At 72.0% G+C, this 24,717-nt stretch carries 20 protein-coding genes, 1 pseudogene and 1 riboswitch; of the genes and pseudogenes, 14 read left to right on the forward strand and 7 right to left on the reverse strand.

Annotated features, from left to right (window positions below; genetic code table 11):
- Positions 1 to 2 precede the first annotated feature (2 nt).
- The 3 genes from ACSMTC_RS36615 to ACSMTC_RS36625 are packed head-to-tail and all read right to left on the reverse strand — an operon-like array spanning position 3 to position 2,820.
- On the reverse strand, positions 3 to 803 hold the full coding sequence (locus ACSMTC_RS36615) for a cyclase family protein (RefSeq protein ID WP_436564052.1): 801 nt from the start codon (positions 801 to 803) through the stop codon (positions 3 to 5).
- Positions 790 to 1,617 (reverse strand): HpcH/HpaI aldolase/citrate lyase family protein, encoded by an 828-nt coding sequence (locus ACSMTC_RS36620; protein ID WP_436564053.1) that lies wholly within the window; start codon positions 1,615 to 1,617, stop codon positions 790 to 792. The genes ACSMTC_RS36615 and ACSMTC_RS36620 overlap by 14 nt, the downstream gene beginning before the upstream one ends.
- On the reverse strand, positions 1,618 to 2,820 hold the full coding sequence (locus ACSMTC_RS36625; RefSeq protein WP_436564054.1) for a CaiB/BaiF CoA transferase family protein: 1,203 nt from the start codon (positions 2,818 to 2,820) through the stop codon (positions 1,618 to 1,620).
- 171 nt (positions 2,821 to 2,991) lie between these two features.
- Between ACSMTC_RS36625 and ACSMTC_RS36630 the strand changes: the two genes are divergently transcribed.
- The 3 genes and pseudogenes from ACSMTC_RS36630 to ACSMTC_RS36640 all read left to right on the forward strand — a co-directional run bounded on the left by ACSMTC_RS36630 (position 2,992) and on the right by ACSMTC_RS36640 (position 6,169).
- The gene (locus ACSMTC_RS36630) at positions 2,992 to 3,600 is read left to right on the forward strand and encodes a TetR/AcrR family transcriptional regulator (RefSeq protein ID WP_436564055.1); all 609 of its coding nucleotides are present in this window, start codon (positions 2,992 to 2,994) and stop codon (positions 3,598 to 3,600) included.
- 415 nt (positions 3,601 to 4,015) lie between these two features.
- Positions 4,016 to 4,158, forward strand: a riboswitch (SAM riboswitch).
- A gap of 199 nt (positions 4,159 to 4,357) precedes the next feature.
- Positions 4,358 to 5,071, forward strand: a complete 714-nt coding sequence (locus tag ACSMTC_RS36635) for an IclR family transcriptional regulator (RefSeq protein WP_436564056.1) — start codon at positions 4,358 to 4,360, stop codon at positions 5,069 to 5,071.
- A 150-nt stretch (positions 5,072 to 5,221) separates the two neighbouring features.
- A pseudogene (locus ACSMTC_RS36640) lies at positions 5,222 to 6,169 on the forward strand (transketolase C-terminal domain-containing protein).
- Here ACSMTC_RS36640 and ACSMTC_RS36645 read toward each other — a convergent pair.
- Entirely contained in the window at positions 6,157 to 6,795 is a 639-nt protein-coding gene (locus ACSMTC_RS36645) for an endonuclease (RefSeq protein ID WP_436564057.1), read from the reverse strand. The pseudogene ACSMTC_RS36640 and the gene ACSMTC_RS36645 overlap by 13 nt on opposite strands.
- A 204-nt stretch (positions 6,796 to 6,999) precedes the next feature.
- Between ACSMTC_RS36645 and ACSMTC_RS36650 the strand changes: the two genes are divergently transcribed.
- Entirely contained in the window at positions 7,000 to 7,626 is a 627-nt protein-coding gene (locus tag ACSMTC_RS36650; protein WP_436564058.1) for a DNA polymerase ligase N-terminal domain-containing protein, read from the forward strand.
- A gap of 183 nt (positions 7,627 to 7,809) precedes the next feature.
- Positions 7,810 to 8,265, forward strand: a complete 456-nt coding sequence (locus ACSMTC_RS36655; RefSeq protein WP_436564059.1) for a hypothetical protein — start codon at positions 7,810 to 7,812, stop codon at positions 8,263 to 8,265.
- A 158-nt stretch (positions 8,266 to 8,423) separates the two neighbouring features.
- Here the strand turns inward: ACSMTC_RS36655 and ACSMTC_RS36660 are convergent, their stop codons facing one another.
- Positions 8,424 to 8,651 carry a DUF6480 family protein gene (locus ACSMTC_RS36660; RefSeq protein WP_436564060.1) on the reverse strand — a complete coding sequence of 76 codons (228 nt, stop codon included), beginning with the start codon at positions 8,649 to 8,651 and terminating at the stop codon, positions 8,424 to 8,426.
- 317 nt (positions 8,652 to 8,968) lie between these two features.
- Between ACSMTC_RS36660 and ACSMTC_RS36665 the strand changes: the two genes are divergently transcribed.
- The 6 genes from ACSMTC_RS36665 (at position 8,969) to ACSMTC_RS36690 (ending at position 16,614) form a co-directional block, all read left to right on the forward strand.
- Positions 8,969 to 10,726 carry a glycoside hydrolase family 15 protein gene (locus ACSMTC_RS36665; RefSeq protein WP_436564061.1) on the forward strand — a complete coding sequence of 586 codons (1,758 nt, stop codon included), beginning with the start codon at positions 8,969 to 8,971 and terminating at the stop codon, positions 10,724 to 10,726.
- A gap of 164 nt (positions 10,727 to 10,890) precedes the next feature.
- Complete coding sequence (locus ACSMTC_RS36670) at positions 10,891 to 11,214, forward strand: plasmid stabilization protein (protein WP_436564062.1); 324 nt, start codon at positions 10,891 to 10,893, stop codon at positions 11,212 to 11,214.
- Between the two features lie 1,006 nt (positions 11,215 to 12,220).
- The gene (locus ACSMTC_RS36675; RefSeq protein ID WP_436564063.1) at positions 12,221 to 13,111 is read left to right on the forward strand and encodes a SigB/SigF/SigG family RNA polymerase sigma factor; all 891 of its coding nucleotides are present in this window, start codon (positions 12,221 to 12,223) and stop codon (positions 13,109 to 13,111) included.
- A gap of 141 nt (positions 13,112 to 13,252) precedes the next feature.
- On the forward strand, positions 13,253 to 13,690 hold the full coding sequence (locus ACSMTC_RS36680) for an ATP-binding protein (RefSeq protein ID WP_436564064.1): 438 nt from the start codon (positions 13,253 to 13,255) through the stop codon (positions 13,688 to 13,690).
- Positions 13,691 to 13,739: 49 nt separating this feature from the next.
- Positions 13,740 to 16,166, forward strand: coding sequence for a SpoIIE family protein phosphatase (locus tag ACSMTC_RS36685; RefSeq protein WP_436564065.1), 2,427 nt, complete (start codon positions 13,740 to 13,742; stop codon positions 16,164 to 16,166).
- A gap of 76 nt (positions 16,167 to 16,242) precedes the next feature.
- Complete coding sequence (locus tag ACSMTC_RS36690; RefSeq protein ID WP_436564066.1) at positions 16,243 to 16,614, forward strand: STAS domain-containing protein; 372 nt, start codon at positions 16,243 to 16,245, stop codon at positions 16,612 to 16,614.
- A 163-nt stretch (positions 16,615 to 16,777) separates the two neighbouring features.
- Here ACSMTC_RS36690 and ACSMTC_RS36695 read toward each other — a convergent pair whose 3' ends face one another.
- Positions 16,778 to 19,033, reverse strand: coding sequence for an APC family permease (locus tag ACSMTC_RS36695; RefSeq protein WP_436564067.1), 2,256 nt, complete (start codon positions 19,031 to 19,033; stop codon positions 16,778 to 16,780).
- A 253-nt stretch (positions 19,034 to 19,286) separates the two neighbouring features.
- Here ACSMTC_RS36695 and ACSMTC_RS36700 point away from each other — a divergent pair, with 253 nt between their 5' ends.
- Positions 19,287 to 20,387, forward strand: coding sequence for an amidase domain-containing protein (locus ACSMTC_RS36700; protein WP_436564068.1), 1,101 nt, complete (start codon positions 19,287 to 19,289; stop codon positions 20,385 to 20,387).
- Between the two features lie 96 nt (positions 20,388 to 20,483).
- Here ACSMTC_RS36700 and ACSMTC_RS36705 read toward each other — a convergent pair whose 3' ends face one another.
- The gene (locus tag ACSMTC_RS36705) at positions 20,484 to 21,245 is read right to left on the reverse strand and encodes a G1 family glutamic endopeptidase (protein WP_436564069.1); all 762 of its coding nucleotides are present in this window, start codon (positions 21,243 to 21,245) and stop codon (positions 20,484 to 20,486) included.
- Positions 21,246 to 21,621: 376 nt separating this feature from the next.
- Between ACSMTC_RS36705 and ACSMTC_RS36710 the strand changes: the two genes are divergently transcribed.
- Both ACSMTC_RS36710 and ACSMTC_RS36715 read left to right on the forward strand, forming a co-directional pair.
- Positions 21,622 to 23,112 carry a multicopper oxidase family protein gene (locus ACSMTC_RS36710; protein WP_436564070.1) on the forward strand — a complete coding sequence of 497 codons (1,491 nt, stop codon included), beginning with the start codon at positions 21,622 to 21,624 and terminating at the stop codon, positions 23,110 to 23,112.
- A 530-nt stretch (positions 23,113 to 23,642) separates the two neighbouring features.
- A complete protein-coding gene (locus tag ACSMTC_RS36715; protein WP_436564071.1) occupies positions 23,643 to 24,602 on the forward strand; it encodes a LysR family transcriptional regulator in 960 nt (319 codons plus the stop codon).
- The last annotated feature ends 115 nt before the right edge of the window (positions 24,603 to 24,717 follow it).

The raw sequence follows: 24,717 nt of genomic DNA on the forward strand, positions 1-24,717 counted from the left end.
GGTCAGGCCTCCACCAGGGCGAGCGGGCGGACCGGGGAGCCGGTGGCGCCGAGGATGTTGAGCGGGACGAGGACGAAGAGGAACTCGCGGATGCCGTCGGCGGCGAGCTGCTCCAGGTCGAGCACCTCGATGATGTGGACGCCGTGGTCGACCAGCAGGGCGCGGTGGGCGGGCATGCGGGTGTGTCCCAGGCCCGGCAGGATCCGGTCGAAGGCGATGGTGTCGGAGCCCGCGGCGCGCACGCCGTGGGCGGCGAGCCAGTCGGCGGCCTGGCCGGTGAGGCCGGGCACGCCGGTGGTGTGTCCGAGGTAGGCGGCGGCGTCCGTGTAGAGCTGGGGCCAGCCGGTGCGCACCAGGGCGACGTCGCCGGCTTCCAGCGGGAGGTCGCCGAGGGCGCGGGCGAGGTCGTCGGGGGTGATGCCGTAGCCGGGGGCGAGGCGGTCGAGGCCGAGCAGGGCGGGGATGTCGAGGAGGACGCCGCGGCAGAGCATGGGGGCGACGGTGTCGATGCCGAGCTCCCGGTGCCGGCCGCCGCGGCTGTTCTCGGCGGCGTCCAGGCCGCCGTGGAGGCGGCCGCCGAAGGCGGCGTGGGCGAGGGCGTCGATGTGGGTGCCGACATGGCCGCCGAGGGTGATGAGCTCGTTGGAGCCGGAGCCGCCGTCGGGGGTGGGGCGGTCGCCGTGGCGGCGGATCAGGGCGAGCTGGAAGCCGGGGTGGCTGGGCGAGCAGGGCATGCCGTTCTCCAGCGGCTGGGCCAGGTCGTAGACGCGGGTGCCGGCGCGCAGGGCGTCAAGCAGTCGCATGACCGGTCTCCTCTCCGGCGGCCAGGACCGCCTTCGCGTGCCGCACCACGGCGGCGTCGATGAACTGCCCGTCAGGGCCGGTCCGGGCGCCGGTGCCATGGGCGTCGGCGATGGCCAGCACCTCGCGGGCGCGGGCCAGTTCGGCGGGGGTGGGGGCGAAGACGGCGTGAACGACGGGAACATGGGCGGGGTGGATGACGGAGCGGCCGTAGAAGCCGCGCTCGCGCCCGCGCCGGGTGGATTCGGCCAGGCCGTCGAGGTCGCGCAGCACGGGGTGGACGCTCAGCGGCGGCCGGGGCAGGCCGGCGGCGACGGCGGCGACCAGCACCCGCAGGGCGAGGGCCTCCAGGACGTCGGGGTCGGTGGTGGCGAGGTCGCCGGTGCCGTACAGCAGGCCGCGCACCCGGGGATGGGCGGTGGCGATCCGATAGGCGTGTTCGATGCCGAGGGCGGTCTCGGCGGTGGGCCACAGGCCGATGCCGGGCGCGGCCTCGGCGACGGTGCGGACCTGTTCGGCGGATTCGGCCTTGGGCAGACGAAGTCCTGCGGGGGCGAGGCCGGCGAGGGCGGCGAGGTCCTCGCGCCCGCCCCGCTCCCAGGGGTTGATCCGCACGTGGACGTCGGGCGGCCGGTGCTCGCGCAGGAAGGCGGCGGCGGAGCGGCGGGCGTACTCCTTGCGCTCGGCGGGGACGGCGTCCTCGAGGTCGATGACGACGGCGTCGGCGCCCGCGGCCAGCGCCTTGGGGTAGCGGTCGGGGCGGTCACCGGGGACGTAGAGCCAGCTGCGGACGGGTAAGGCGGTCTCCCGAGCCACTCAGACCACCCCGAGGCGGCGCAGTTCGGCCAGCAGCTCGGCGTCGACACCGAGGGCACCGTAGACCTCGGCGTTGTCGGCGCCGCTGGGGCGTCCGGCCCAGCGCAGCCGGCCGGGGGTGTCGGACAGGCGGGCGATGGGGGCCTGGAGGACGAGGTCGCCGAGTTCGGGATCGTCGAGGTGGGCGATGGTGCCCAGGGCCTGGAACTGGGGATCCGCGAGGATGTCGCCGGCGTGGTAGATCGGGGCGACGGCGGCCCGGGCCTCTTCGAAGGCGGCGATCACCTCGGAGCTGTCGCGTTCGGCGATCCAGTCTCCGACGGCGGCGTCCAGTTCCTCGACGTGGGCGGCGCGGCCGTGGCCGTCGGCGAACCAGGGCTGTGCGGCGAGGTCGGGGCGGCCGACCAGGTGGAGGACGCGCTCGGCGATGCTCTGGGCGCTGGTGGACACGGCCACCCAGCGTCCGTCGCGGCAGCGGTAGGTGTTGCGCGGGGCGTTGTTGACGGAGCGGTTGCCGACCCGCTCCTGGACCAGGCCGAGCTGCTGGAAGACGGTCAGCTGCGGGCCGAGCACGGCCAGGATCGGCTCCAGCAGCGACAGGTCGATCACCTGGCCGCGCCCGGTGCGCTCGCGGGCCCGCAGGGCGGCGAGCACGGTGAAGGCCCCGGCGATGCCGGCGATGCCGTCGGCCAGGCCGAAGGGCGGCAGGGTCGGCGGCCCGTCGGGTTGGCCGGTGCTGTGGGCGAAACCGCTCATCGCCTCGGCGAGGGTGCCGAAGCCGGCCCGCTCGCGCATCGGCCCGACCTGGCCGAAACCGGTGACGCGCAGCAGGACCAGGCGCGGGTTGACGGCGGCGAGGGCCGGATGGTCCAGGCCCCACCGCTCGAAGGTGCCGGGGCGGAAGTTCTCCACCACCACGTCGGCGTCGCGGGCGAGTTGGAGGAAGAGCTCGCGCCCCTGGGCGGTGCCGAGGTTCAGGGTGACGGCGCGTTTGTTGCGGGCGACGGTCTTCCACCACAGCGACACCCCGCCGACCTGTGCCCCGTTACCGCGGGCCGGGTCCCCGCGCGGGTGCTCGATCTTGATGACATCCGCTCCGAAGTCGCCGAGCAGGCTCGCGGCCAGTGGTCCGGCGAAGAGCGTGGCCGCGTCCAGGACCCGCAGCCCGGCCAGCGGCGGCGTGCTGGTCTCGTGGTGTGGCATGTGGCTCCCCTCTCTTGGTAAGGCTTACCGTAAGCCTTACGGTCGTCCTTACGCTAGGCTGGCGCCGCAGTCGACGCAAGGGGTTGATGAGGGATGAGCGCCGAAGCCGGAGCCCCGGCGGGCCGGAGGGCGAGGCGGCGGGCCCGCGGCGCCCTGACGGCGGATCAGATCGTGGACGCCGCAATGGAGATCACCCAGCAGGAGGGCCTGGAGGCGCTCAGCATGCCCCGGCTCGCCCGCCGGCTCGGCTGCGGCGTGATGACCATCTACGGCCACGTGGACGGCCGTGATCAGCTGCTGAACCTGCTGTGCTCGCGCATCCTGGGCGGCCTGGAGCTTGAGCGGACCGCCGGGACCGGCGGCCGGGAGGCGCTGACCCGATTCGCCCTCGCCCTGCGCGAGCGCATGCTGCGCTTCCCCGCCCTCGCCCACCTGCTGGCCCAGCGCAAGCTGTGGAGCCCGGAGGTCGCCGGGCTCGTCGAGTGGCTGCTCGCCGAACTGACCGCGGACGGACGCACCCTGGAGGAGGCGGTGGCCGCCTACCGCCTCGTGCTGGCCCACACCCTCGGCAGCGTGCTCTACGAGATCCCGCGCACCGGCGCCGAGCAGGAGGCCGAGTACGCCGCCTGGTGGCGCCACACCCTCGCCGACCTGCCCGCCACCGCCTACCCGCTGCTGCACGCCGCCGGGGAGCGCCTCGGCGAGGCCCCGGCCACAGGTCAGTTCCGGGCCGGGATCGAGGCCCTGCTGGACGGACTCGGCTCCCCCCGTCACAGCTGAGCGGCGGACCGGCGGCCGGTCACCTGACCGACCCTGAAGCCCGTTCCGGAAGGTCGGCGCCGGGCATTTCTCCTGTGCGGGTGGGGTGTTGCGGGCTGAGCCGGTGTCGGTGGAGACGGGTCTGCGGGCGCGGCGGTCCGAGGGCCCGGAGCGAGTGGTGCGCGAGCGCGGCGGGCACCGTCACGGCGTGCAGCCGGTAGGCGCGCATTGGTCCCGGCCGGCCCGGAGACTCAGGGACGCCGGCGCGATCAGACCCCGGTGACGGCCGGAGGCCATGTGCCACGAACGTCCGGCAGTTCTCCACCTGGTCGATGCGACGATGTCCCGTTCGCCGGAGCGTATTCGGGCAGCCTCCCGCGCGTGAGGGTGGGGGAGGTTTGACGGGCGGCCCGGGGAATCTTGTATGGTTCCTCGCGAATCATCCAGAGGGGTGGAGGGACCGGCCCTACGAAGCCCCGGCAACTCCCCGGTCGACCCGGCGTCCGAAGTACGCGCCGTGCCGCCCGGGATCAGTGCCAACTCCGGCCTGTCGCCAACGTGGCGCGGGAAAGATGAGGAGACACGGTGCTCTCTGTGCTGTCCTTCGCCCGGGCGCTTCCCGCCCCGGCCCTTCCGCGTACCCGTCTCGTGTCCGGCGCAGGCAATCGGCCGACTCTTCCGGCCTGTCCCCGCTGACCGCCCCCGCTCCCCGCCCGGAGCACCTCCGCGAGCGCAACCCACCCGCCGCTCGCGGGACTTGAGACTGGAGTACCCATTCATGGAGAACACGAGCGGCGTCGGCGTGCTCGACAAGGCCACCTTGATCCTCGGCAGCCTGGAGGCAGGCCCCAGCACCCTGGCCGGACTGGTCGCCGCCACCGGTCTGGCGCGGCCCACCGCCCACCGACTCGCCGTCGCACTCGAACACCACCGCCTGGTCACCAGGGACACGCTGGGCCGGTTCATCCTCGGCCCCCGACTCGCCGAACTCTCCGCTGCCGCAGGCGAGGACCGCCTGCTGGCCGCGGCCGGCCCGGTCCTCACCCACCTGCGCGACGTCACCGGCGAGAGCGCCCAGCTCTACCGCCGGCAGGGCGAGATCCGCATCTGCGTCGCCGCCGCCGAGCGGCTCTCCGGCCTGCGGGACACCGTCCCGGTCGGCATCGCCCTTCCGATGAAGGCCGGTTCGGCCGCCCAGATCCTGCTCGCCTGGGAGGAGCCCGAGCGCCTCCACCGCGGACTCCAGGGTGCCGGCTTCACCGCCACCGCCCTCAGCGGCGTACGGCGCCGCGGCTGGGCCCAGTCCATCGGCGAACGCGAGCCCGGCGTCGCCTCCGTCGCCGCCCCCGTCCGCGGCCCGTCCAACCGGGTCGTGGCCGCCGTCTCCGTCTCCGGTCCGATCGAACGCCTCACCCGCCACCCCGGCGCACACCTCTCCCAGGCCGTCGTCAACGCCGCCGACCGCCTCACCGAAGCGCTGCGCCAGCCCTGACCGGCCCCACCGACTCCCGCGACCCCGCACCCACCGCCCCCAGCGCACGCCGACTCCGCGGACCACGAAGCCCTGGTCGAGACCGGTACGGCGTAAGGGGAGGGCGACGGGGTAGCCACCCACATGGACAGCCGTACGGAGGTGATGACGGTGGACTACGAGCAGCTGCGGGAACGCGGGCAACAGCTGAGGATCGACGCCATCCGCGCGGCGGATGCCGAGGGATCCGGCCATCCCACGTCCTCGATGTCCGCGGCGGATCTGATGGCCGTCCTGTCGGCCAACCATCTGCGGTACGACTGGGACGAGCCGTCCAATCCCGGAAACGATCACCTGATCTTCTCCAAGGGCCATGCGTAGCCCCTGCTCTACGCGATGTTCAAGGCCGCGGGGGCGATCTCGGACGAGGAACTGCTCGAATTCCGCACGGAAGGCAGCCCGTCGGAAGGCCATCCGACGCCGCGCCTGCCGTGGGTGGAGGTGGCCACCGGCTCACTCGGCCAGGGTCTGCCGATCGGCGTCGGCCTCGCCCTGGCGGGCCGACGGCTGGACGGTCTGCCGTACCGTGTGTGGGTGCTGTGCGGGGACAGCGAAATGGCCGAAGGCTCGATGTGGGACTGCGCACAACGCGTGGCAAGACTTCCGTGATCTACCCGGCGGACGAGGCCTTCCCTGTCGGCGGCAGCAAGCTGCCCCGGGCGACGACCGAGGACCAGATCACCATCGTGGCCGCCGGAACCAATGCACGAGGCGCTCCGGGCAGCCGACCGGCTCGCTGACGACGGCATCAAGGCACGCGTCGTCGACCTCTACTCGCTCAAACCCGTCGACACCGCCACGCTGCGTGCTGCCGCTTCCCTGACCGGCCGTTTCGTCACGGTGGAGGACCCCCGGCCCGAGGGCGGCCTGGGCGACGCCGTCCAGGAGGCCTTCGCCGACGGCACCCAGGCACCCCGTATCGTCCGGCTCGCCGTCCGCGGCAAGCTGGCCTCCGCCACTCCCACCGAGCAGCTTCACGCCGCCGGCATCGACGCGGACGCGATCACCGCCGCGGCACTGAGCCTGCTCGACGGGCAGCCAGGTGGTCACGCGGTCTGAAGTTCCTTCACCGCTTCTTTCGACAGGCTGACCCGGACCAGCGCGGCGGCCAGTCGGGCGTGGTCCCCCGGAGCCACCAAATCCCCGAGCCCGCGGGGCGTGTGCGGCAGGCCGAGCTCCTTGGCGGTCTTGCACGCCCGGTCGTCGAAGAACGGCCGCAGTCGCGGCCACACCGCCTGGACCTCTCGGCAGAAGATGTCCGCGCCGACGGGCCCGATCCTCGGGACCTCCTGCAGCAGGTCCCGCAGCGCGTCCAGGTCGTCGTCGGCCTCCTTCCGCATCCTCCGCAGATCGCCGTGCCAGCGTTCGAGCACGAGCCGCGCCCCGTGGCCGAGGGCTGTCGCGGTGCTCTCGTCGTACCGGACGTAGTGGGCCCGGCCCAGCGCGTCCACCCGGTCCTGCCAGGTCGAGTCGGCCATCGCCCGAGGGGTTCGGAGCCCGGCCACGAACAGTTGCCGGGCGGCACCGGTGGCCGTGTCGGCCTTGATCCGGATCGAGCACAGCACCACGAGCACCAGCAGCTGGTACAGCGGCGCCGGCTTGTCGCGCAGCGTGATGCCGGCCTCCGCGGCATACGTTCGGCCGTGTTCGGACAGCAGCCTGGATGTGATCGTGTCAGTTGTCATCGCCAGGGCACCTCGCCTTTCCTTCACACGGCTTCCGTGGTTGCGGTTGCCCGGAATCCCTGCCCTCACGCCCGGTCGGAGCCTGTGCACCCCTGAGCGCCTGTGCACCCCTGAGCGGCGCACCGGTCCAACGTGTCAGAACGGACCGGTTGGACAGATGCTCGATAGAGGCGGACCAGAGCCGCGCTCGAGGAGTGGAGGACGATGCCTGGATCGGACACGTTGGCGGAGTACCGCCGGAGGCGGGACTTCCGCAGGACCCGCGAGCCCAGGGGAAGGAACAGTGACGCGGCCGACTCGGAGTCCGTGTTCGTGGTGCAGATCCACGACGCCAGCACGCTGCACTTCGACTTCCGGCTGGAGGTCGACGGCGTGCTCAGGTCCTGGGCGGTTCCCAAGGGGCCGTCCGACGACCCGCACGACAAGCGGCTGGCGATGCCGACCGAGGACCACCCCATGGAGTACCGCGACTTCGAGGGCGCCATCGCCGAGGGCGAGTACGGCGCGGGCACGGTGATCATCTGGGACGAGGGCACCTATGTGAACCGCAGCATCGACAGGGGCGGTCACGAGATCCCGTTCGTCGAGGCGCTGGAGGGCGGCCACGCGTCGTTCCGACTCGACGGCCGCAAGCTCCACGGCGACTGGGCACTCACCCGGTTCCGGCAGGGCGGGGCCGGCGAGCGCGAGGCATGGCTGCTGGTAAAGCACGGACACACCGCAGGACGCGGCACCCCCGACCCGCAGCGGGCCCGCTCGGTGCGCAGTGGACGGACACTGAAGCAGGTCGCCACCGAGGCGTGGGCGGGACACAACCGTGACCACGACTGAGATCCGAGCCGGCGGCCGGGCCGTCGAGGTCAAGCGGGCCGAACGAGGAGCTGTTTCCCGACGACGGCATCACCGAGGCCGGCCCGGCCGACCGCTACCGCAGTGTCGGCCGGCGCACCTGCGCGATGCGCCAGCGTGACGATCGCGAGTTCCTTGTCCCTAGCGGAGTGATCGGGTGGAGAGATGAGTCTGCCGCTGTTCTCGGGCCATGTCCTCGTCTGTCTCCAAGGCGGTGCGGAGAGTGCCGTGGGTGCGGTGTTCGACGTCCTGGAGCAGGCTTTCCCGACTCACACCGGCCGTGGACGGAACCGGGTCAGCAATGTGTGGGAGGCGCCTCCCTGCCTGACACCGGAAGGCACATGGACAGTGACCGGAAGCGGCCTCCAGGACTCCCGCGGGATACCCGGCTCCGGCCCGGCGGTGGTTTCGTCGCAGGCCTTCGATACACGGGACAGCACGGAGCAGCGGAATCCGGTCTCCTCGGCTGACGGCATCACCGCTGACCTGCTTGGTGCTCCGGACGACGTGGAAACGATGGTGCGTGTGCTGGCCGAGCTGTTCCGAGCGGGGGAGCAGAGCCGCGAGGAGCAAGGGCCGTACGTGGAAGTCCGTTTGAGGCTCGGGTCGCCGTCCCGGTAGGGAGGGCGCGCACCGACTGGTGCGCGCCGCGCACCCTGGTGGCAACAGGCTCGCGGCGATGCCGGCGGCGCATCGTGGCGGTCGGCAGTGCCGCTGTACGGGACGGCAGGTTACGACGCCTGCGTGCGCTCGGGCGCGTCCGCCCGGCGGTCCGGGGCTCAGCTGCTGAGTGCGACGACCATGCCGATGAGCATCACTGAGACGGATACCGCGAGTAGCACGATGAGTACCATCGGCAGGACTTCCCAGGCCTTGCGGACCTCAGACGGTTCGGTGTGGGAAATCCCGGAGATGCTGCCCTCCACCGGCGGGGTCTCCCCGACGGGCAGCGTCCGGTGGCTGTCGAGTCCCGGGGTGAGATAGGGATCGGGGTCCTGCGTTGACATGACACACCCCTGGTCGTGAGCGTTCCTGTGATTGGCGGCTTCCCCGTCTTCCTCTCCGGAAACGCCCCTGGCGCGAGGCAGGTCTGTGTGCCCCCCACGACCCGGCCGATCCGTTCCGCACGCTGAGCCTTCCCCGAGGTGCGGAAGGCTCCCGGAGATGGCGTGATGGGTCATGAGAGGGGAATTCCCGCCTGCAGGCCGACACCTTGGGTCGGGCGCAGACCGGCACCCTGCCTCGGACCGACCGCTGGCCGGACGCGTCCGGTCGGCTCCGTACCGGGTTGGCGCCCGGACCGCGCCGGTCGGAGGGAAGAACGATGGCACGGCCTGACGCCCCCGCGCCGCACGTGCTCCGCGAGTACGCTCTGCTGGCCGACGGCGAGCGCGGCGCCCTCGTCGGCCCGCGGGGCGACATCGTGTGGATGTGCGTACCCGGCTGGGACAGTGGCGCCGTCTTCGCCGCCCTGATCGGCGGGCCCGGCTGGTACGCCGTCACCCCCACCGCGCCGTTCGTGTGGGGCGGCTACTACGAGAGCGGCACTCTGATCTGGCGCAGCCGCTGGGTCACCACCGGGGGCATCGTCGAATGCCGCGAGGCACTCGCCCATCCCGGCCGGACGGATCGTGCGGTGCTGCTGCGCCGCGTCATCGCGGTGGACGGCGCCGCCGAGCTCGAGGTCCGGCTGCAGCCGGCAGCGGGGTTCGGCGAGCACCGGCTACGGCGAGTGCGGCGCGACGACACCGGATGCTGGACCGCCCGGGCCGGCAGCCTGCGGCTGCGCTGGACGGGTGCACCCGACGCCGAGGTCGAGGACTCCGGTGGCTTTCCGACGCTGCACGCCACACTCCGGCTGGCCCCCGGCACCCACCACGACCTCGTTCTGGAGCTGTCCGACCGGCCGCTGGAGAGGGCCGAAGCCGTCGAGGGACTGTGGCGGGCGACCGAGACGGCCTGGGCCGAGCAGGTACCCGATCTGCCCGGGACGCTCGGCCGACGGGACGCCCGGCACGCCTACGCGGTGCTGCGAGGCATGACCGGGATCGGTGGCGGCACGGTGGCCGCAGCCACCACCAGCCTGCCCGAGCGGGCCGAGCGGGGCCGCGACTACGACTACCGGTACGTGTGGATCCGTGACCAGTGCTACATCGGCCAGGCCGTCGCCGCCGTCGGGCCGCACCCACTGCTGGACGACTCGGTGGGGTTCGTCACCGCCCGACTCCTCGAACACGGACCCGAGCTGGCGCCCGCCTACACCGTCACCGGCGCTCCCGTGCCCGCCCCGCACGTCCTGGACCTTCCCGGCTACCCCGGCGGCTTCGACGTCGTCGGCAACCGGGCCAACCAGCAGTTCCAGCTCGACGGGTTCGGCGAGAGCCTGCTGCTGGCATCCGCCGCCCGCCACGACCGCCTCGACGCCGAAGGCTGGCGCGCCGCCCTGACCGCAGCCGACGCGATCGCCCTCCGCCACGGTGATGCGGACGCGGGCATCTGGGAACTGCACGCCGACCGCTGGAGCCACAGCCGGCTGATCTGCGCGGCCGGGCTGCGCGCGATAGCGGCCGCTAGCCCCGCAGCGGGTCGCGGCCTCGCGGCCCGCTGGGAGGCCCTGGCGGACCGGGTGATCGCCGAGACCTCGGCCGACTGCCTGCACCCCACCGGTCGCTGGCAGCGTTCACCCACCGAGCCGGGCGTGGACGCCGCCCTCCTGCTGCCCGCCCTGCGCGGGGTGCCGACCGCAGACGACCCGCGCACGCGTGCCACCCTGGACGCGGTGCTCACCGACCTCGCCCAGGACCACTACTGCTACCGCTTCCGGCACGACCGGCGGCCGCTGCAGGACGCCGAAGGCGCGTTCCTGCTGTGCGGATTCATCGTGGCGCTCGCCGAGCACCAGCAGGGAGACACGGTGGAGGCGGTGCGCTGGTTCGAACGCAACCGGGCCGCCTGCGGACCGCCGGGCCTGTACGCGGAGGAGTTCGACGTCGCCCAACGCCAACTACGCGGCAATCTTCCCCAGGCGTTCGTCCATGCCCTGATGCTCGAAGCCGCCGTTCGGCTCGCACCCGGAATCTGAACCGCACCGGGCCCGGGGCCCGAGGCCGGGGAGCACGCCGACGCCCTCCGCAGTCACCCGTGGGCCGGACGGGTTGGCATCGGCGATGCAGGGTAGGCGCGCCGCGTACCCGCAGGAGCGCAGAGCCCGCGTACCCGCAGGAGTGCAGAGGAGGAGTGAGTGAGATGCCCCGAGGATCGAGCCCCAAGCGGGAACGCCAGTACGAGCACATCAAGGAGGGCCTGCTGGAGCGCGGCCGGGACGAGGACACCGCCGAGGAGATCGCCGCTCGCACCGTCAACAAGGAACGCGCCCGGCACGGTGAGTCCAAGACGGCGAGCCGCACGTCGATCGAGGACATCTCGTCCGGCCGGCGCGGGGGCCTGCGCTCCCACAGTGGTGCCCAGGGACCCACCTACGACCAGTTGTACAACGAGGCCAGGCAGCGCAACATCAAGGGCCGATCCAGCATGAACAAGAAGCAGCTCGAGGACGCCCTCGGCCGATAGGAGCACCACGATGGCCTCCGCCCCGGTACCTCCGGACCCCGACGCCGCACCCGTGCCGCACGACCCTCCGGAGCTTCCCGTACCACCCGGCGCCCCGGTGCCGCCCGAGCCGCCGGGCCCGGCAGAGGAGCCCGGGCCCCGCCCTGCGGCACCCGAGGAACCTCCAGACTGAAGGCCGCTGCCGCTGCCTGGGACCGTGTTCACGTGTGCATGCGCTCAGCGGGTCGTGCCTGCCGCTGGTCCGGGTTCGGTACCGTTCGCGGCCGGACCGTTCGGCCGCCGAGAAGAGGAGGGCCGCCCTGGGCTCAGGCGTACTGTGCAGCAAGCAAGTTGACGATACGCATGGGGCGGCTTCAGCCCCCACGACAGGGAGACCGGCAGAAGGTGAAGAAGTCGCAGCGGGCAACGTGCTTGGCCGCTGGGAAAGGAATTTCGATGACTGTCCCCGTTCCGTCGGATCCGGACATCCATCCCCCGAAGCCCGGTCCACTCCCGTGTCCCGGCCCCGGCCCCGGCGATCCGACGCCGCTGCCACCGCACCCCGATCCGGATCCCGGACCTCCCACGCCTGACCCGGACCCGGCCCCGCCTCCGACGCCCGCCCCGTAGCCGACACCCGGACGACCGGTGCACCAGTGGAGCCGGGATCGGACATCGGGAAGGAACTTGGCGATCAAGCAATGCAGGTGGCGCGTCGGAGCGCGACGGTCGACTACCGGGGCGGTTCGACCAGGGAGGGTTCGCCGAGCCGTGTGCGGGTATCAAGACCCCGAGGAGCGTTCTGGGGCTATGCCCCGACTCCGGTGCGACGATTCCACATCGCCGCCGGTCCAGCGGCACGCCTCGCCGTGCCGGGACCCCGTGGCCTTAAGCAGCCGGGCCGGGCGGGTCCCATCCCACACGTCGCGACCTCGGGCGAAGACGGCCCGTGCCATCGCGCAGCGCGATCTCGCTTTCCGCGTTCGATGCGCGCAGAGGTGTGGGCCCGCGACTCCCGGGAGATCCCGTGTCCGCCACCACCGCTCAGTCCGCCACAACAGCCGCGTCCGTCCCGGAGCCGGACGTGCCCGCCGTCGGCATTGACCGCCAGCTCACGCCGCAGCAGATGCGCCGCATGGGCAAGAGCGAAGCCCGCGCGCTCAGCGACGCACTCTTCTGTCGCCTTCGCGAACTTGAACCCGAGACGGACGCCTACGGTTACGTCCGTGGCACCATCATCGAGCTCAACATGCCGCTGGTCCGCTTCGTCGCCGCGGGCTTCCGCCACCGCGCCGCCGAGATGGACGACATCCTCCAGGTCGGTACCATCGGCCTGATCAAGGCCGTGGACGGCTACGATCCGGGCCGCGGTGTCGAGTTCGCCACCTATGCCCTGCCGACCATCACCGGCGAGATCAAGCGCTTCTTCCGCGACACCTCCTGGCCGCTGCGCGTCCCCCGCAGCACACAGGAGCTCTATCTGATGGTCGCCCGCGGCTCCGAGCGGATGGAGCAGCGGCTTGGCAGGCTGCCAAGTCCCGAGGAGCTCGCCGACGACCTCGGCCTCACCCCTCAGCAGGTCACCATCGGTCTCAACGCCGGACGCGCCTACCGCTGCGACTCGCTGGACGCCCTGCCCGACGACGGCACCAACGACTCCGGCGGCGCCCTGGCCGACCGGCTCGGCGGCTGCGACCGGAACCTCGACATGGTGGTCTTCAGGGAGGCGGTCCGTCCACTGTTCCGTCTGCTCACCGAGCGCGAGCGCACCGTCCTGCTGCTGCGCTTCTGGGGCGATCACACGCAGTCGGAGATCGCCGAGCGGATCGGGGTCTCCCAGATGCAGGTCTCCCGGATGCTGACCGCTATCCTCACCCGGCTGAGGGAACAGGTCGAGAACGGCGAGACCAGCCGTTGAGAAGGGTTGACCGGCCGTGCAACGGGTAGGCGCGAGTACCGCCGGGAGGGAACCTCCGCGGGCTGAAGACCCGCGGTAGAGATCATTAAGGGTGGGTTGACGAGAACCCCAGCAGAGCCGGGGTGAAGTGGTGTGCGTTGGATGCCTGTGCTCGCGCTCGACCTGAACGGCCATGTCGGTTCGGTCCGCGCGGCCCGCCATGCGACCGAGGAGTTCTTCGCGGAGCTCGCGGCCGGAGCGGGTCCGCGCTTCCGGGTCGAGACCCGGACCGATGTGCTCCTCGTGATCGCCGAGCTGGTCTCCAACGCCTGTCGGCACGCGCCCGGGCCGTGCCGGCTGACGGTCGCACCCGGTGATGACGGCACCATCGACGTGGCCGTCGAGGACACCGGCAGAGAACTGCTCGCTCCGGCCTCGCCCCCGGCGGGCTACGGACTGGTCGTGGTGACCGGACTCAGCCGGGGCGTACACGTCATCCGCTTGCCCCAGGGCAAGATCGTCCAGGCCACCGTCGTCGAGCGCCGGCCCGGTGGCCGGCCTGGACAGTGGTGCGGCGACACCGGTCCGGCCTACGATTGATCCGCTCCTTCAGGGCGTGGTATGGGCGTTTCGCACCCGGAGGCTCCCGATGAGTGGTGAATCGGCCGAGCGCGCGGTTCTGCAGGCCACGGTGGACCGGTTGCGAGCCGAGCTGGACGGCCTGCGCGCGGCGATGCGCACCAGGGGAGTGATCGAGCAGGCCAAGGGTCTGCTCACCGAGCGGCTCTGCTGCACTCCCGACGAGGCCTTCGAGGAACTCGTACGGCGCTCAAGGGACGGCAACCGCAAGGTGGTCGAGCTGGCCGCCGAACTGCTGGGCGTCGCCGCCCCGCCCGAAGCCGTCGACCCGGGACGCGGACCCGAGCCCGATTCGCCGGGCCTCGAACCCGTATCCCCGCCCGTGACCGACGCCGGACGGACCCGCCCGCCGTGCCCGGCGCCTTCGCAGGCCGGAGGCTTCGCGGCCCGCTACCACCTCGTGGCGTCCGCCCTCGCCTCCGCCGACGGCCCCGACGACCTCGCCCGGCTGCTCCACGAGTACGGGCTCGGTGCGCTCGGCACCGCCGCGGTCGTCCTCGCGCTGCTCGAACCGGACGGCGCGCTGCGCCTGGTGGGCAGCTGCGGAGTGCCCGCGCACCAGCTGAGCCAGTGGCAGCGGATCCCGCCGCGCACCGCCGTACCGCTCACCGAGGCCGCCCAGCTCGGCGCCACCGTCTGGGTGCAGAGCCGGGAGGAGTTCGCCGTCCGCTACCCCGACCTGACCGGCGAGGACCTGATCCCGGGCCGCACCGTGTGCGCGTTGCCGCTGCGCACCGGCCAGCGCCTGATCGGCGCGATGAAGCTCGGCTGGCCCGAGGAGTTCCGGCCCGATGCGGCCACCAGCCGCTACCTCTCGGCCCTCGCCCGGCTGACCGCCGCCCAGCTGGTACGGGTGGTCAGTGCCGAGCCCGAGGGCTTCGGCCCGCTGGAACCGGCCACCGAGCCCTGGTTCCGCGCCGTACTCGACGCGCTGCTCGACCCCGTACTGATCCTCGCCGCGGTCCGCGAGGCCACCGGCAAGGTGGTCGACCTGCGCGTCGAACACGCCAACGCGGCCACCGTCGACCTGGCCGGCCGCAACAGCGGGGACATCCTCGGGCGCAGGGTCACCGAGCTCTACCCGGGCATGGTGGCCTCCGGCACCTTCCAGCAGCTGCTGGACGTGGCCACCACCGGCACACCGTACGAGGGGCAGATCGAGCAGTTCATCGAGGTGGTCGGAGGGACCGTGCACGTCTCCTGCATGACCCTCAACGCCACCCCCTTCCTCGACGGCGTCCTGGTCAGCTGGCGCACCCACGATGAGCAGGAGCGGCGGGAGACCCAGCTCGCCCAGGCCCAGCGGCTGGCCCGGCTCGGTACCTGGAGCTGGCTGGCCGGCACCGGCCGGATCTCCTGCTCGCCCGAACTGCGGCGGCTGTTCCGGCTGCCCGAGGGCGCCGAAGAGCTCGAACCGGGTGTCGTCCTCGCCGCGATCGTCCCCGAGGACCGGGAGGCGGTCCGCGAGGCCACCGCCCGGCTGCTCTCCGGGCGGAGTCCCGCGACGGCCGAGTTCCGCCTCACCGGGCCGAGCGGCTCCGGTGGGACCGGGACCGGTGAGACCAGGCGCACCCTGCGGGCGATGGCCGAGACGGTGTCCGACCCGGCCTCCGGTCAGGTGGTGGCCGTCCGCGGCGTGGTCCAGGACGTCACCGCCTGGCGCCGCACCGAGCGGGCGCTGTCCAGCACCCGCAGCCAACTCGCCGAGCAGCGCCGACAGACCGCGATCGAGCAGCACGCCGTCCAGGCGCTCCAGCACGCTCTGATGGACGTGCCCCGAGGGCCGCACGAACCGGGCCTCGAGGTGGCGGTCCGGTACCTGCCCGCCGAACGCGAGGGCAGGGTCGGCGGTGACTGGTACGACATCCTCACCCTCCCGGACGGCACCGTCCTGGTCGTCGTCGGCGACGTCTCGGGCCATGGACTGCGGGCCGCCGCCGGGATGGCCCAGCTGCGGCACGCGCTGCGCGGCATGGCGTACACCGGGTTGCCGCCGCAGGAGATACTCCGGCGGCTCAACGGCATGCTCTGCCACGAACGCAGCGACTACATCGCCACCGCCGTGTGCGGACTGCTCGACCCCGCTGCCCGCAGGCTCACCTGGGCTCGCGCCGGGCACCTGCCGCCGGTCGTGGCCCTGGACGGTGATGTCCGCCTGCTCGGCCTGCCCGAGGGGCTGGTGCTCGGCGCGGTGCCCGCCGCGGTCTACGCGTCCTGTGAGCTGCCCCTCCTGCCCGGAGAGGCCGTACTGCTCTACACCGACGGCCTGGTCGAACGGCGTGGCGACGACCTCGACAGCGGCCTGGAGCGGCTGCTCAGCGCCGTCGGGGAGTACCGGGCCGCGGAGCTGGACGGCTGCCTCGACCACGTGCTGCGCCGCCTCGACGCCCCCAACCCGCAGGACGACATCTGCCTCCTCGGCCTCCGGCTGCGCTGAACCGCCGCTGCGGGACCTCGGGACGGTGACTATGGTGGAGGAGCCTGGCCCCGCCGGCACGGGAGGAGCGCGGCCGATGGATGCACACCCGACGGACGCCGGTGAGTTCACCGTCTCCGCCCGGCCGTGGGAACACGGGATCGTGCTCACCCTGGACGGCGAACTCGACCACGACAGCGGGGGAGTGCTGCGCGAGGCGCTGGACGAGGCACTCCGGGAGGCCCCGGCCCAGCTGGTCGTGGACTGCTCGGGTCTCGCCTTCTGCGACTCCACCGGCCTCAACCTGCTGCTCAGGGCCCGGCTGACCGCCGAGGCGGCCGGCGGGCGGATCGTGCTCGCCGGACCCACGCCGGTCGTCGCCCGGATGCTGGAGATCACCGGCGTGCGGGACATCTTCCGGGTCTTCGCCACGGTCGAGCAGGCCACCGCCGGGCCGGACGGAGACTGACGGCGGTCACCCGACGGCGAACGGTGCGGCGCGGCCGCCGAGTTCGCGAAGTCGCGGGCCGGCACCCGGGGCGCCGTCCACTGCCGCCGCGAGTGCACCCGGGAGGCGCCGTGCGGCCGGCCGGCCGCCATCTTCGGCCGCGGAGGCCGGGGATGGGGTGCGGTCAGCTCGGGACGTGGAAGGGGATGGTGGTGATGACGACCTTCGGCAGGTGGCGCAGGGCGCGCCGCAGGCGGGGTGCGACCTGGTTGTGGAGTGGAGCGTGCCACCAGTGCCGGACCACGATCTCGGGGAGGATCACGGTCAGTGTGAGGTCGGGGCGTTGCCGGTGCAGCGCCTCGAGGTAGTCGGTCAGCGGTGCGACGACGGCGCGGTACGGGGAGATCACGACCTCCAGCGGGAGGTGGGCGCCCCACAGGCGCCAGTAGTCGCGGAACTGCCCGGCCTCCTCCTCGGTGGGGCTGATGTGCAGTGCGAGGACGGGCTGTTCGAGCGAGGCCGCGTAGGCGAGCGCGCGCATGGCGGTCAGGTCCAGGACCGCTACGGGAACGACCGTCAGATGGCGGATCTCCTCCGGTGTCTCCTCGCTCTCCTCCTCGCTCTCCTCCTCGCTCTCCTCCTCGGCCTCCGGGGAGAGCGTCTCGCGGGTCGGCCGCTCGCCGCCTTCTCCCGCGAGCCGGACGAGCGAGGGCTTGGGCACCTCGATCGCGCACGGGTGCAGCCGGGTGGCCGCGCCGACCACGTCGTAGTGACGGCGGATCCGGAGCGCGAGCAGGACGAACAGGCCCACCGCGATCACGGCGACCCAGGCGCCCGAGGTGAACTTGGTGATGCCGGCCGTGATGAAGACGACGGCCGACAGGATCGCTCCGACCGCGTTGAAGGCCAGGCTGCGACGCCAGTTGGCGCCGCGCCCGCGCCACCAGTGCACGGCCATGCCGGTCTGCGACATCGTGAACGCGAGGAACACACCGACCGCGAACAGCGGGATCAGGGGATCGGTCCTGCCGCCGAAGACCGTGTAGAGCACCGCCGCCGTGACCGACAGCAGGATGACGCCGTTGCTGAACGCGAGGCGGTCGCCCATGCGCAGGAACATCCGTGGCGCGTAGCGGTCGCGCGCGAGCAGGAACAGCACGCGGGGGAAGTCGTTGTAGGCGGTGTTCGCGGCGAGCAGCAGGATCGCCGCCGTGGCCGCCTGGGTGAAGACGTACAGGAAGCCGGTACCGAAGCTGCGGTGCGCGAGTTGGGACAGGACGGTCTCGCCGGGCCTGGGCACCACTCCGTCCAGGTGGATCAGCGCCACGGTGCCGGCGAACATCGTGATCAGCAGCGCGACCATCCAGCTCAGCGTGGTACGGGCGTTGCGCCACTCGACCGGGCGGAAGCTGGGGACGGCGTTGGAGATCGCCTCGATACCGGTCATCGCGGTCGACCCGGAGGCGAAGGCGCGCAGGACGAGCAGCAGCCCGGCCCCCTCCGAGACGCTCAGCCGCGGGGTCGGGGCCGGCTGGAAGCCCCGGCCCGCGGCGTCCGCCAGGCCGTACCCGACCAGCAGCGCGACGGCCAGGACGAACACGTACGTCGGGGCCGCGAAGACCGCCCCGGCCTGCCGGACGCCGCGCAGGTTCCCGGCGAGCAGGACGACGATCACGCCCAGGCCGATCGGCACCGTCGCACCCGTCAGCGACGGGACCGCCGAGGTGATCGCCGCGACCCCGGAGGCCACCGACACGGCCACGGTCAGGACGTAGTCGACCATCAGACCCGCTGCGGCCACCAGGCCGGCCAGGGGGCCCAGATTGTCCCCGGCGACGATGTACGACCCGCCGCCGTGCGGGTAGCCGCGGATCGTCTGCCGGTACGACATCCCGACCGCCAGCATCAGGAAGGCGATCCCCGCCGCGATCGGCAGCGCGTACCGCAGACCGGACGAGCCGGCCAGCACGAGGACGGCGAGCATCGCCTCCGGGCCGTAGGCGATCGAGGACAGCGCGTCGGCGGAGAGCACCGGTAGCGCGACGAGCTTGCGCATCCGCTCGTGCGCGATGGCGGTGCTCCGCAGCGGCTGGCCTAGCAGTACCCGGCGTACCCGGTGGCCGAAGGTCGCGACCGGTGAGGGGCGGACCGCCGCCTCGGCGGTCTCCTCCACGGCCTCCACCCGCCCGCCCGCACCGGACAGCGGGGCGATCCTGACGAAGCGTCCGAAACGGGCGGGCTGGACCGACTCCGGGTACTCACCCAGATTGGGATCGACGGGCAGCGCACGGCGCCGGAGCTCCGGATCCCCGGCCACCCGCCCCCACTCCCGGCCGACCCGGCGCACCATCTCGAGCTGCTGCCCGTCGAGCCGGGGCAGCTGCTCCGACGGGCTCGGCGCACCCGGCTCCTGCGTGTCGGAGTGGTCACTCTTCGTCATGCTCCGGAGTATCACCCAGCAGGCCCGGTGGCGGCGGGATCGCGTCGCCCGCGGGCATGGTGGATCGCTGACGGTCCCACAGGTCATGGGCTTCGGCCTGACGGAACATCACGACCGATGGGGCCGTTCCGGCTTCGATGTGGACGGTTCTTGGCGAAAGATCCCCAAAAGGATGCGAAGATTCCTCTATCGGATCAACTGACCGGTCGTCAGAGGAGGAGATCACGTGAGACGAGCCATATTGAGGTCCGCCGTGGGACTGGCAGTGACAGCGGTCCTGTCGGCCGCTTCGCTGCCGTCGGCTTCGGCGGCGAGCGCGGCCGGTACGGTGGACAAGGCGACCGTCACGTCCTTCGAGCAGATAACCCAGGCCGTTCTGAGCCAGCGGACGGCGGCGCTCCTGGACACAACCCCGGTGCGGCACGAGGCTCTTCGATCCGACGCGCGCGTCGGCCTGGCGTCCGGCCTGGCGCGGGCCGAGGACACCGTGTTCTCCTCGCTGCGGGCCCGTAAGGCGCGACTGGCGGCCGTGGGGGAGGAGTACCGAGCCGGCTCCACCCGGGTCGCGGTGGACAAGGTCCGGATCAGCGGTGGGCGTGCCGACGTCGAGGTCACCGAGAGCACGACCCTGACCTACAAGAACGTCCGCGGTGACGAGCCCGCGACGACCGGCTTCCAGGCACACCACGACGTGACCTTCGCCGCCACGTCCAACGGGCGCTGGGAACTGACGGGCATCAGGAACGAGGATGCCGGATTCCCGGCGGTCAACGCGCCCGCGCCGACCGTGGCGAAGGCCGCGGACGACGACGACTACCCGGAGGGGACCCCTGCGGCCACCTCCTGGCCGGCGTCGCCGCTCCCGAAGACCACGGGGAGCAGCGGGTACGACTACGCGGCCATGGCGGCCTACGCGGAGAAGTACTGGAGCCACTACAACCCCGCGTACCCGCACTTCAACGGCGAGGGCGGGGACTGCACCAACTTCATCAGCCAGGCGCTGAAGGCGGGCGGCTGGAAGAACGTGCCCGGCGACGACTCGGACTACCACAACTGGTGGGCCGACTCCTCGGCGCAGAGCTGGTCCTGGGTGGGTGCCAATGAGTGGTCCTGGTTCACGCTCTCCAGCAAGCGGGCGTCGAACCTGGCGAACGTCTACCAGATGGGCGTCGGGGACATCCTGCAGATGGACTTCGACCGTGACGGTTCCAAGGACCACTCGATGATCGTCACGTACCGGGGTGCGAACGGCATGCCCTACGTGACCTACCACTCGACCGACACCTACCGCCGGTCGGTGGCGAGTCTGGTGATGTCCTACCCGGACGCGCTGTTCTACGCCTACCGCACCTGAGGGGCCCGCGGTGCACCCGCCGTCCGCGTCCGTGACGGTCGCGGACGGCGGGTGGGGCGCGCCTCCCGGGGCGCGGAGGTCACCCGGCCGTGACGATCAGCTGTGGTTCCAGGTCACCGAGAAGTTCTGACCGCCGGACAGGGCGGAGGTCGTGGCCTTGGTGGTGCTGCCCGACGCCATGGTGATCCGGTCGGGCGAGAAGTTGCCGATCGACTGGCCGTTGGCGGTGGCGCTGGTGAAGGCGGCCGTGCCGAAGTCGGTGAGCGGGAGCACTCCGGTGGAGCTGGAGGGCGCTTCGGCGATGACCTCGGCGGAAGCCAGGGCGGCGCTCTTCAGCGTCGAGTTGACGGTGTGGCTCCAGCCCTGGGTGGTGTCCGAGAGGGTCAGGGTGAAGGAGCCGCTGCCGTTGGTGGTGACGCCGGCGGTGAAGTGGTCACCGGCACGGACGGTGTTGCTGAAGTTGACCGGGTACGCCGGGTACATCTCGTACCAGGAGTAGTACTGCGGGGAGCCGCCCGAGCAGTCCACCTCGCTGCCGGTCTGCTCGACCGAGTTGCTGCCGTCGCCGTCGAGACCGATCCAGAAGCTCGAGTACGTGGTCGCGCTGGTGCACTTGCCCGCGGGCTGGACCCAACTGGCCGTGACGCTGGTGAACTTGGAGCCGGTGGCGGCGTAGCCAGACCAGTTGCCGCTGGTGCTGTTGCGCAGGCCGCCACCGTGCGGGCCGACGTGCGGCCGGGCGGTGGCGGCCATCGGGGCCTGCAACGGGAGGGAGCCGGAGACGGCCAGTGCGGGTGCCGCGTTGGCGAGAGTGGCCAGGACGGCGGCGGACACAGCGGTGCGGCGACGTATGGACATGGGTTCTCCGAGTGGGGGTGGAGGAGGCCCGAGGTACTGCCTCACAGACATGGGGGTGTCTTCGGCGCAAGGTTGACTGTGCTCGGGCAAATGTAGTGGGGGAGCCTCACCCTGATGGTGTAATGGGAAAGTAAATCCTCACTATTAATCTGAAAAGAAGTCAGGGACCCGAGCAGCTCCGGGACGCGGCGGCGCGGCGGCTCCCGGTGGCGCGTATGGACGTCTCTGCGTGCGGTCGGCCGGGGCTCGGGGTGGTATGGAGGGCGTCAACGATTCGCCCCGTGACGATCCATCCGGCACGGGGGAAACGCCCACCGGACCGGAGGCCGGGTACGTCCCGTCGTCACCGGTCCACGGCCCTCGACGGAGATGCCCCATGCGGCCTCGTTCTTCCCTGGCCTCGTTCGCCACCAGCCTGGTGTTCATCACGGCGTCCGCCACCGGCGGTGCCGGCTGCACGTGGGCCGCGCAGCCGGCCCGACCCGCGGCGGCGCCGTCCGCTGACTCACCGGACTCGTCCGCGGGGCTCCCCACCGGCAGCGGCCGGCCACTGCGCAATCCTCCGGAGCTGGTGAGCCGTGACGGTGTCCTCAAGGCGAGGATCACCGTCTCCAGACGCAAGGTGGCCGTGGGTGACCGCGAGCTGTTCGCCCTGACCTACAACGGCTCCTACATGCCGCCCACCCTCCGCATCCGTCCGGGCGACCGGGTGGAGCTGGACATGGTCAACGAGTGGACGGAGGAGACCAATCTCCATGTCCACGGGCTGCACGTCTCGCCCAAGAGCCCGTCCGACGACATCTTCGTCGAGATCAAACCCGGTGGGACCTTCCACTACTCGTACCGGATCCCGCGTGACATCACTCCGGGGACCTACTGGTACCACTCCCACGCGGACATGCTCTCCGCACCGCAGGTGGCGGGCGGCGAGTCGGGCATCATCATCGTCGACGGGCTGCAGGAGTACCTGCCCGACTCCCTGAAGCACATCACCGAGCGCGTCATCGCGCTCAAGGACGACCAGGTCGAGGGCGACTCCGTCAAGACCGAGAACCTGAGCATCGGCGCGCCCACGAACCGTACGGTCAACGGCCAGCAGAACCCGCTGATCCGCATCCGGCCGGGGGAGACCCAGCTGTGGCGACTGGCCAACATCGGCGCCAACATCTACTACAAGCTCCACCTGCCGGGGCGGAAGTTCCACGTGATCGCGCAGGACGGATACCCCGTCAAGCGCGTCTACTCCGCGGACTCCCTGGTCATCCCGGCGGGCTCCCGGTTCGACGTGCTGGTGCAGGGAGGGGAGCCCGGCAGGGCCCCGCTGCAGACGCTGGCCTACAACACGGGCCCGGACGGGAACCAGTTCCCCCAGGTGAACCTGGCGACCGTGGTCACGGAGGGCAGTCCGGTGCGGCCCGTGCGGCTGCCCGAGCGGTTCGCGCCGAACGAGGACCTCAGCCATGCCGTCCTCGCCGCCCGGCGCGACCTCGTCTACACGGAGAACTCGGCCGGCACCGAGTTCTACATCAACGGCAGGCAGTTCGATCCGAACCGGGTGGACATCACCTCCAGGCTGAACACCGTCGAGGAGTGGACCATCGTCAACAACACCGGTGAGCAGCACTCCTTCCACGCCCACACCAACCACTTCCAGCTGATGAGCCTCAACGGCCGCCCCACCGCGAGCGGACACCGCTGGTACGAGACCATCAACGTCCCGGCCGGGGGAAACGCCGTGCTGCGTATCCGCTTCGACGACTTCACCGGCAGGACCGTGGTGCACTGCCACATCCTCAACCACGAGGACAAGGGCATGATGGCGGTTCTGGACATCGTCCCCGGCACTGTGACCGAACAGCGCCGATAGGGGTTGACAGCCGTGATCCGCAGGCCGTCGACTGGACCGGTGATGACGGCAGTTGACGGACGTGTACGCCGAAGCCGCACGCCGAGGCGACACGCCGCACCCGGGGGCCGGCCGACCGAATCCGGAAGGCCGGCCGTCGGGCTGATCTCCGCCCTTCGGATTCCGGCCGGGACGGTCCGGCGAGGCAGCCGACCGACACTCATGAAGCTTTCGCCGAGCGCATGGACGCTGAGCCCGGCATTGAGGTCGTGCCTGTAGAGGCCCCCCGAAGGCGGAAGACCGACCCGACTCGTGAGGTCCGGGACGCATGCCCGGCCGGGCACCGGCGAGGTGCGCCGCCTGCCGCAGAGCGTGCGCCAGGTCCGGGCGGACACCGTGCGGTGGGACGGGGCTTGACGCGACATGGAGGCGGCGCGATCGTGAACAGGGAATGACATGTCACATATGCCATGACAGATATGGGAGCGGCGCGCCGGCGCACGCCGCCCGGAGGGCGCGACCGGCCCACCGGGCAAGGGAAGGGGCACGCTGTGGAGTTGGAGCTTCGGCACCTCAGGGTGCTGTGCACGATCGCCGACACCGGCAGCGTGGGGCGGGCGGCGGTGGCGCTCGGGGCGTCGCAGCCGGCCACCAGTACCCAGCTGCGCCGGATCGAGCGGCATCTCGGCGCCCCGCTCTTCGAGCGCACGGCCGCCGGGGTGGCGCCGACCGGCTTCGGCACCGAGGTGCTGGCGGCCGCGCGCGAGGTGCTGGCGCGGGCCGACTGCCTCGGGCGCCGATCGGCCGAGGAGAGTGCGAGGAATCGCCGGGAGCTGCGGCTGGCGGCCACCAACTCGCCGATCCTGCCCGGTCTGCTGTCCCGGGCCAGGGTGCAGATGCCCGATCTGCTGTTCACGGTGAGCAGCGTCTACCGCTCCTCGGAGATCGTCGAGCTGCTGGAGCAGGGCAGCCTGGACGTCGCCATCGCCGTCGACTACCCGGGCATGGAGCTGCACCACTCCGAACTGGTCGCGCACCGGGGCATCGTCACCGAACCGAGCTTCGTGGCCCTGCCCGCCGGTCACCGGCTGCGGCACCGCACCGAGATCGCGCTGGCCGACCTGGCCGAGGAGGCCTGGTTCCTGACGCCCGATGACGGCGCGGGCTGGCCCGGGGTCTTCTTCAGCGCGTGCGCCTCGGCCGGGTTCGCCCCGGCGACGGTGCACGAGTTCCTCGGCGACCGGCTCGAGCTCCAGGACATGGTCGCCGACGGGCTCGGCGTCGCCGTCGTCCAGGCGACCACCCGGCCGCTGGCGGACGTGGTCGTCAAACCCCTGGTGGGGACGCCGCTCTGGGCCCGCTACCTGCTCGCCTGGCGGCCCGCGGCGACGACCGGGGAGGTGGTCGAGGCCCTGTTCGGCGCCGCGACCGCCGCCTACCGGGAGCTGATCGCAGGCTCGCCGCACTTCCAGGCCTGGGCCTCGAGAACCTACCGCGCGCCGCGGCCGTGACCACCGCACCAGTGACCACCGCACCAGTGACCACCGCACCAGTGACCACCGCATCCGTGACCACCGCACCAGTGACCACGGCATCCGTGACCACCGCACCTGTGACCACCGCGAT

The organism is Kitasatospora sp. HPM-01-4, from assembly GCF_051374625.1.
In the GTDB taxonomy this organism is placed as follows: Bacteria; Actinomycetota; Actinomycetes; order Streptomycetales; family Streptomycetaceae; genus Kitasatospora.